The following is an 8,313-nucleotide window of genomic DNA, read 5'->3' as shown; positions in this document are numbered from 1 at the left end:
TCCTCGGGCCGCTCGTCAATGAGCAGCACAAGCAGATGCGCATCGGGATGGTTGTGGGTTACGCCATCAGCAATCTTCTGCAGCAAGACCGTTTTACCCGCTTTGGGCGGAGCTACAATCAGGCCGCGCTGCCCCATGCCAATGGGCGCAAACAAGTCGAGCACGCGGGTGCCAAACTCGTCGGATTCGGTTTCGAGCGTGAGCCGCGTATTCGGAAAGACCGGCGTCAGATGCTCGTAGTCGGTCCGTTCCTCGGCATCGGTCGGCGGCTGGCCATTGACTAAATCGACCTGAATGAGCGCAAAGAACTTCTCGCCTTCCTTGGGCGGACGCACCTTTCCGGTTACGGTGTCGCCTTCTTGCAAGCCAAAACGCTTAATTTGCGACGGCGACACGTAGATGTCGTCGGGGCTGGATTCGTAGTTGTACTCGTCAGAGCGCAAAAAACCGTAGCCGTCGGGCAGCACTTCGAGCATGCCCCGCTTGTCGATCATGCCCCGCAGTTCCGTCTTGTCGGCATCGTAGATCGCCATATAGTCAGGACGGTCGCCGTAGAGCCGTTCCTCGCGGCGCGAACGCCGGGCCCGGCGGCCACGCGAACGAGCCGACCCGCCTGACGAACCGCCTGACGAACGCCCCGATGAACGCCCCGATGAACGGGACGAGCGCTTCGACGAACGCCCTGACGAGCGAGACGAACGCTTCGACGCGGAGGAGCGCGATTGGGAACGCCCCGACGACGAACGCTTCGGCGTGGCTTCTGCAGATGAGGAGGACGCATCCTCCTCATCGCGGGCTGGTTCGTCCTCGTCTGGCGTGTCGGCATCGGTCTCGCCATTCACGTCATCCATATCGGGCGCAGGCACACCTTCTGCCTGTGCTTCCAGAATGCGATAAATGAGGTCTTGCTTGCGGAGCTTGGAATACCCAGACAGGTCCATTTCACGCGCCATAGCGCGCAACTCGTCAAGCTTTTTTTCTTGGAGGGTAGAGATTTTCATAAGGGTTGTTTTCAGATGATCGTCTTTTCGGAAGCGAATCCGCTGCCTCCGTGAGTGTACCCTCTCGGACGCTAAAGCGGAGCGATACGCCATCCTGTGGTGGGGGAGTCAGAGCATGCTCCGTAGCGAACTGCCGGTACAGGCAATGCCAATGAGCGTGGGTGAACAGGGGCGGTATCAAGTACGTGTTTGGGGACGCCGACAAATGTATCGAGCCATTACGGGTACAGGGTTGGCAACACATGATCCGAGCAGCACGTGGTTCGTCTGCGCAGACGAGGCACCGTAACAGATGCTCTTCGCTTGGTGAACAACGATGTGTGGCGTACAGCGTGCGGCGTTCCGCAGTGCCACGCCTTCGCAGCATCGGTGCTCGGATCGGATACATAGCTGGCTGAACCGCTCTGCCTCATGCGTCGAAGCCTCTTAACAGTTCATCAGAGCATCAGTGAGATAGGGTGGGGTAGGAGTAGCTACATGCCGAACAATATACAATGCACGACGGGGAGCAGCAAATCAATCTCACTATCCTTACCCTACGTTCTTTCAGAGGGGCGATGTCCTCCCAAAACCGATATGTCTGCGTTGCGCGTGCAAATTATGGGTGAAGCGCCACGAACGCAACCAACAGGCTGTGCGGGTTGCCCTCTTCAATGTTTGATGAGTAGCCCGTATACTATGCGATACGCGTTAGCGATTTATGCCCTGTAGGTAGTGGCGCTGTACGTGGTGATGCTAATTGTACTGGATGCGCAGAGTTTCTTGCCCTGCATTCTTTTGGACTGCATTCTTTCACGCGCGCCGTGATGCGCTTGCTCCTGCTATGCGACCCATACGACGCCAAAAGGCCTTCTGTGGACTTTGAAGCGTGCTCTCTTTCTCCGATTCCCTTTTAAATCGACCGTTTAGCTTGTATGACATATCGATGGATCCTTCGCTCGCTTAACGATCCGGGCGCGGTGTCGCGGTTGCAGCCCCGGCTCAACGACCTGCCCACTGCTCTCACACGTGCACTGGTGCTACGCGACGTTGACTCGTTCGAGTCCGCGCGCGACTTCTTCCGGGCCTCGCGGAAGGATTTGCACGACCCGCTCGCTATGGCCGACATGCAACGCGCCGCAGAACGCGTAGCCCAGGCCATCAGCAACGAGGAGCCGGTGCTCGTGTATGGCGACTACGATGTGGACGGCACAACCGCTACGGCAATCTGCACCGATTTCTTGGACCAGCAAGGCGTTCCTGTGTCGTTTTTCATTCCCGACCGGTACGAAGACGGATACGGGCTCTGTAAACGAGGGATCGACGCGGCAGTGGAGCGCGGGGCCTCGCTCATTATTGCGCTCGACTGTGGCATCACAGCGCACGAAGAGGCAGCGTACGCCCGAGAGCAGGGGCTTGACCTCATCATCTGCGACCACCACACGCCCAAAGATACGCTCCCCAACGCCTACGCGGTGCTCGACCCGAAGCGTGACGACTGTGCGTATCCCTTCAACGAACTCTCGGGGGCGGGCGTCGGGTTTAAGCTGCTGCAAGCGGTGCAGCGCGTACGGGGGGCCGATGAAGACCGCGTGTTTGGCTACCTCGACTTGCTGGGCATTTCCATTGCCAGCGACATTGTGCCGATATATGGCGAAAACCGGATCTTTATGCAAGAGGGCCTCGCGGCACTGCGCACGACCGAACGGGTGGGCCTGCGCGCTCTGGCCGATGCTGCCGAGCTCGACCTCTCCACCGTAAAAACTACAGGCACCGTTGTCTTTACCATCGGTCCGCGCATCAATGCAGCGGGGCGCATGGCGCATGCCCAAAAAGCCGTTGACCTGATGCTGCAGAGCGATCCGGCCACCGCCCGGGAGCAGGCCGAGGAGTTGGAGCACCTCAATAAAGAGCGCCGCGAGATCGACGAACGCATCCGGAAGGAGGCCACCGAACAGGCCGAACGACAGATTACAGCCCGCACTGCCCACGCGTTGGTACTCTACGACCCAGACTGGCACCTGGGCGTCATCGGTATTGTGGCCAGCCGCATTGTGGAGCAGTTCTACAAACCCACCATCATGCTTACGCGCAACGGCGATGTCGTGAAGGGATCGGCGCGCTCTATCAGTGGCGTGAATATCTACCGTGCGCTTACGGACTGCGAGGACGTGCTCACGCAGTTTGGAGGCCATGACTATGCCGCTGGGATGTCGCTTCCCGAGGAAAACGTGTCGAAGCTGCGCGACCGCTTCAACGAGGCCATTGCTGAGCGCATCACCCCTGAACTGCTCACGCCCACTATTAAGGTGGATGCGCATGTAGATCTGAACACCATTGGTACGGCCGAAGATCGGTTCTGGGCCGTGCTTCAGCAGTTTGGGCCGTTTGGACCATCGAATCCGCGCCCGGTATTTCATCTGGGGCCCTGCCGCGTGGCCAGATCGCCGCACACGGTGGGCCGAGACGACGCCCACCTCAAGTTCACGGTAGCTCCGGCCGACGCCGATGGGCCACAGGTGGATGTGATTGGCTTTGGCCAGGGCGATAAGCTCAGCCTTCTCCGTAAAAGCCAACAGACCAGCACGCCCATCGAACTCGTTGCCAAAGTTGATGAGAACACGTGGCGCGGCCAAACTTCGATTCAACTCAAGCTGCGCGATGTGCGGCTGTTCGATCCAGAACGCACCCTGGCTCCGGCAGCGGCTTCCAATGCACATCAGTAACCGTCTGGTGCAAAAGCGTCTGGCGTAGCCGATCTGCCTTGTGGGCCTTGCGTCAGGTATAGCGCATCACGGTAGCCTGTACGGTGCGTGGGCGGGCGGTCCAGTGTAGCAGAATGGGGCTTTGGTAGCGCCCCTGCACAATCCGCGATCCTGCAGGAGGAGCCGGCGGACGCACCATCAGGCGCAATGCCGCAGACAGGCGCAGGTCCTCAGGGGTATGCACCGGTGGAGGCGCAACTTCTGAGGCCGATGTCTGCTCCGCACCAGCGGGGACACACGCGGCGGTGCTGAATGCATGGGGAGCCCGAAGGACGCGCGTCAGGTCGTGCTGCATGAGTTGCGGTTCGTACTCGTTCACCACCAGGGCCGCCCCGGCCGGTGGGCCCGTCAGCGCCAGCCGCACGCATCCATACGATACGGCATGCTCAGTGAGCGCCGCCTGGATCTGCGCCATCAGCCCAAGGCGCGGGTCGCGTAGGCTTGTTGTGCCAACAGGCTGCTGCGGCGCAGGAACGGGGATGGTAAAGGCGTCGACAGGCGTAGCTTCTGAAAAGCCGACCGCGGTGACCCGACGTGTGCGGTGGTGCTCCGTTTCGTGGTTCACGCCGTCTAAGTCAATCAGCGAAAGTCGTTCTTCAGGCGTTGTGTGTGTGCAGGACACCAGACCGGCTCCCATATAGACCAGGTGGGCATCGGCGTTGCGCGGCTCGCAGCGGCGCTGTTCGGGGCGCAGTTCGGTGCGCAGATGCATCTGGTCGTGCTGATAGCCGGCTCCATACGGAAAAAGCACGCGGTACGGTTTCAGGAATCGATGTACTGCTTCGGCGTTGGCCCCGATCTGGGTACGGGTCTCGGCATCAAGAAAACCAGCAGTGGTATGATGCGCGCTGTACAGCACATGCGGATAGGCCAGCACCTCGGGCGCTGCGTGGCGCACCGCTTTCTGGACGGGCATCACCGCCACGCGGCGTTCCGGACGCAAAGAAACGGTGACGTGCTGCGGGGCCGCGGGCATGCAAGACGGCAGATCGGTGGCGGGGACATAAGCGCACGGTTGTGTATGCGCAGCCTCACATTCCGTTCAGGGCACGGTCAGTCGGATGCGTGGGGCGGTGGATCATCCACCGGGGTGTTTTCATCGTGCACGGTAGCCTGCCGCGTGCCATCGCGAAAGCGAAGCGTGACGGGCTCCTCTGGATCCAGGTCGGCAGCACGCGTAACGGGCTCGCCGTGCTGCGTGACCAACGCAAAGCCGTGCTGCATGGGGCGCCGTGGATCGGCGCTGCGTAGGCGCTGATGGGCGGTTTCGGTGCGCGTGCGTATCCGGTCGAAACGGGTCTGTATGGCCCGGTTCAGCTGCGCCATGACATGGTCGAGGTGCTGCCGGTGTTGGTCGAGCTGGTAGCGTGGGGAGTGCAAGGCCCGCGTGTTGCGAAGCCGCTCTACGGTCTGCCGGTAGCGCCGTATCCGCTGGGCAAGCGGCCCACGCATCTGTTCATGCAACGCCCGAATCTGTGTGCGTAGCGCCTGCTGGTCGGGCACCGCAATTTCGGCCGCCATTGACGGCGTAGCAGCGGCGCGGTCGGCTACAAAGTCCGTAATAGATGTGTCCGTTTCGTGTCCCACAGCGCTGATGGTGGGCACCGAGCAGGTGGCCAGTGCCCGCGCTACCGGCTCTTCGTTAAAGGCCCACAGATCCTCTGCCGAGCCGCCCCCACGCCCTACAATGAGCACATCAGGACGCTGCGGATGGTCGGTTGGCAGTCCGCTGAACGCCCTGATTGCCTTCGTAAGGGCAGCGGGTGCATCAATGCCTTGCACCGGCACTGGGCACAGCACCACATCGGCCAGGGGGTAGCGGCGGGCCAGCACCGAGCGGATGTCTTCAATGGCGGCTCCCTCGCCCGAGGTCACAACGCCCACAATTTTCGGAAAGGAGGGAAGCGGCTGCTTCTGGTCGTTGTCGAAGAGCCCCTCGGCCTTGAGCGTACGCTTTAGACGCTCATACGCGGCCTGCTGGGCTCCGCGTCCGGCCCGCTCCAGGCGCGTCGCCATCAGTTGCAACTGCCCCCGCTTTGGGTACACCGTTGCTTTGCCTGTAAGGCGCACCTGCTGTCCATCTTTCGGACTGAAATAAATGTTCTTTGTCTGATATCGCCACATCACGCACCGAAGCTGCGCCTCCTCATCCTTGATTGAGAAGTAGCAGTGGCCCGAAGCCGCTCGCTTAAAGTTCGACAGCTCGCCCTCCACGGTTACCGTGCCCACGCTCGTTTCCACCACATTCTGCAGGCGCTGAGCCAGTTCGTGCACCGTATGCACAGCCGGGCGCTCCAGAGCAGAAGCCGCGTCTGGTTCAGGCTCTGCATCAGGCCCCGTAGATGGTTGGTTGTTGTCCCCTGAATCAGACGTGTCAGACGCATCTGGTGGGGATGTGTCAGACAGGGAGCGAAACAGGTCAAGATTGGCCATCGGTCAGAACAGAAACAAGACGAAAGAACGGTGGGCACAATGCAGCGCGGCGTTCCGTAAAGCCTTGCATATGCGGCGGTGTTTCCGCCCGGCACGTCCCTGCTACCTGGCGTGCCCTCGTCATTCTATGTATTACCGGTACAGCAACGCACTTATGGACACTCCCATTCGTATCCAATTCGTGTGCCTGGGCAACATCTGCCGGAGTCCGCTGGCGGAAGGCGTGTTTCGGGAGAAAGTGGAGGCCCGCGGCCTGGCCGATGCTTTCGAGATCGACTCCTCGGGCACGGGCGACTGGCATGTGGGCAGCAAAGCCGATGGCCGCATGCGCGCTACCGCCCGGAAGCACGGGCTCTCCATCGAAGACCACCGCGCCTCGCAGTTTCAGCCTGCCGACCTGGAGGCGTACGACCACATCTTCGTGATGGACAAGAGCAACCTTAACGATGTCCTGTTTCTGGACGACAATGATCAGTACAGTGGCAAGGTGCGTCTCTTTCGCGAACTCGACCCCGAGCCTGGCAACTACCAGGTGCCCGATCCCTACCATGGCGGCGAAGAGGGCTTCGAGCGCGTATACAACATCGTAGACCGCACCGCCGAAGTGCTGCTCGACCGCCTCATCGAGGAATATGACCTAACCCCCGAAGCCGCATGAGCCACGACCCGCCGTTTGCTCACGAACCGGCCTTGCGCCAGGCGCTGCGCGATGCAGTGGGCGCGCCGTTGCAACGCGCTACATCGGTATCCGGCGGTTGCATTGCTAATGCTACTCGGCTGGATACCGAGGCCGGGCCCTTTTTCTTGAAATGGGGACGCAACGCAGTTGCACGCACCTTTGCCGGTGAGGCCGCTGGATTGCAGGCGCTCGCTGATCCCGACACGCCTCTTCGCATCCCCAACGTGTACGCCACCCAGCCTGAAACGGACGACCGGCCCGGTTTTCTGCTTATGGAGTGGATCGACACCGCGCCACCTCCCCCTACGTTTGATGCCGATCTGGGAGAGGCGCTTGCTGTGCTGCACCATCACACAGAAGAGGTGTACGGGTTTTCGGTAGATAACCACATTGGTCGGCGTCCGCAACCCAACTCGTATCATAACGACTGGCCTACGTTCTTCCGCACGCAGCGGCTGCATCCACAGGTAGAGCACGCCCGCGCCAACGACCGCTGGCCCACCGACTGGGACGCGCTCCTCGACCGGCTCCTGGATCGGTTGCCTACCCACCTGCCCAGCAAGCCCCCGCCCTCGCTCGTGCACGGCGACCTGTGGAGCGGAAACGTGATGGCTACCGCCGAGGGCAGTCCCGCCCTCATCGACCCCGCAGTGTACTACGGCCATCGCGAAGTGGACCTGGCCATGACTGATCTGTTTGGCGGCTTTGGCGATGCGTTCATGGATGCCTACCGGGCGGCCTGGCCGCTTTCTCCTGGATACGAACTCCGCGCATCTATTTACAACCTGTACCACCTTATCAACCACCTTAACCACTTTGGCGGAGCGTACGCGCAGCAGGTACGCTACACGTTGCAGCGCGTAGCCCGTGCTTAAGAGCGCTCTACTGCTCTGTCACACGTCAATGTGTGGGTAGCTCACGCGAATGATTGTCATGGAAAGCCACAAAAGATCCCGGATCAGCGGCGCCGGGGGCGCCTTGCCTGTCCTGAACTCGATTCAGGATCTGGATGACTATAAAGTGGGAGTCTATGCATTACCCTATGAATCATCTGTGACAGAGCACTACTCACTTCGCAAACCAGTGCCCCCTAAAAAAAGCCGCCCGGTCGGTACGACCAGAGGCGGCTATTGTATTGCAAAAAAACGTGACTTACAGACCAGAGGAGCATGGAAGCGTGAACGGGCGGATGTACAAACATCCTTCCATGCCCCCATCTATTCATTCCCACACGAGGTCGAAAGCCGACCGACGAAGTACATCCGCTGCCTTAAAAGAGGGATGCCGCAACGCGGTAACCGGATTTGGTATTATACCATCTGCGCTGAATCATCATACAGGTGTTTGCAATCGGTGAGCGACGAAACTCGCCTTAATGTCGCCGGGGACGCAAGCGGTACCGACAGCGGTCGGCACAGGTTACCCGGCTATGGGCTGCAAATCCTTAGCCCGGGAT

The 8,313-nt window shown here is 60.5% G+C and carries 6 protein-coding genes; 3 read left to right on the top strand and 3 right to left on the bottom strand.

Annotation, left to right across the window (positions count from 1 at the left end):
- Nucleotides 1-1,001 (bottom strand): Rho termination factor N-terminal domain-containing protein (locus R6U20_RS09770; protein ID WP_410337670.1); only part of this gene is annotated, 1,001 nt, incomplete at its 3' end.
- Nucleotides 1,002-1,915: 914 nt separating this feature from the next.
- Between R6U20_RS09770 and recJ the strand changes: the two genes are divergently transcribed.
- Nucleotides 1,916-3,706: a single-stranded-DNA-specific exonuclease RecJ gene (gene recJ / locus R6U20_RS09765; RefSeq protein WP_410337669.1), complete on the top strand. Its 1,791-nt coding sequence runs from the start codon at nt 1,916-1,918 to the stop codon at nt 3,704-3,706.
- 52 nt (nt 3,707-3,758) lie between these two features.
- Here recJ and R6U20_RS09760 read toward each other — a convergent pair whose 3' ends face one another.
- A complete protein-coding gene (locus R6U20_RS09760) occupies nt 3,759-4,721 on the bottom strand; it encodes a hypothetical protein (RefSeq protein WP_410337668.1) in 963 nt (320 codons plus the stop codon).
- A gap of 77 nt (nt 4,722-4,798) precedes the next feature.
- Entirely contained in the window at nt 4,799-6,178 is a 1,380-nt protein-coding gene (xseA, locus tag R6U20_RS09755; RefSeq protein ID WP_410337667.1) for an exodeoxyribonuclease VII large subunit, read from the bottom strand.
- A 154-nt stretch (nt 6,179-6,332) separates the two neighbouring features.
- On the opposite strand from xseA, the gene R6U20_RS09750 reads away from it, so the two are divergent.
- Entirely contained in the window at nt 6,333-6,836 is a 504-nt protein-coding gene (locus tag R6U20_RS09750; RefSeq protein WP_410337666.1) for a low molecular weight protein-tyrosine-phosphatase, read from the top strand.
- Nucleotides 6,833-7,732: a fructosamine kinase family protein gene (locus R6U20_RS09745; RefSeq protein WP_410337665.1), complete on the top strand. Its 900-nt coding sequence runs from the start codon at nt 6,833-6,835 to the stop codon at nt 7,730-7,732. The genes R6U20_RS09750 and R6U20_RS09745 overlap by 4 nt, the downstream gene beginning before the upstream one ends.
- Nucleotides 7,733-8,313: the final 581 nt, after the last annotated feature.

This window comes from Longimonas sp. (genome assembly GCF_046498435.1).
In the GTDB taxonomy this organism is placed as follows: domain Bacteria; phylum Bacteroidota; class Rhodothermia; order Rhodothermales; family Salinibacteraceae; genus Longimonas.
The sequence above is the reverse complement of the archived record's forward strand: the minus strand, read 5'-3'. Positions and strand labels throughout refer to the sequence as shown.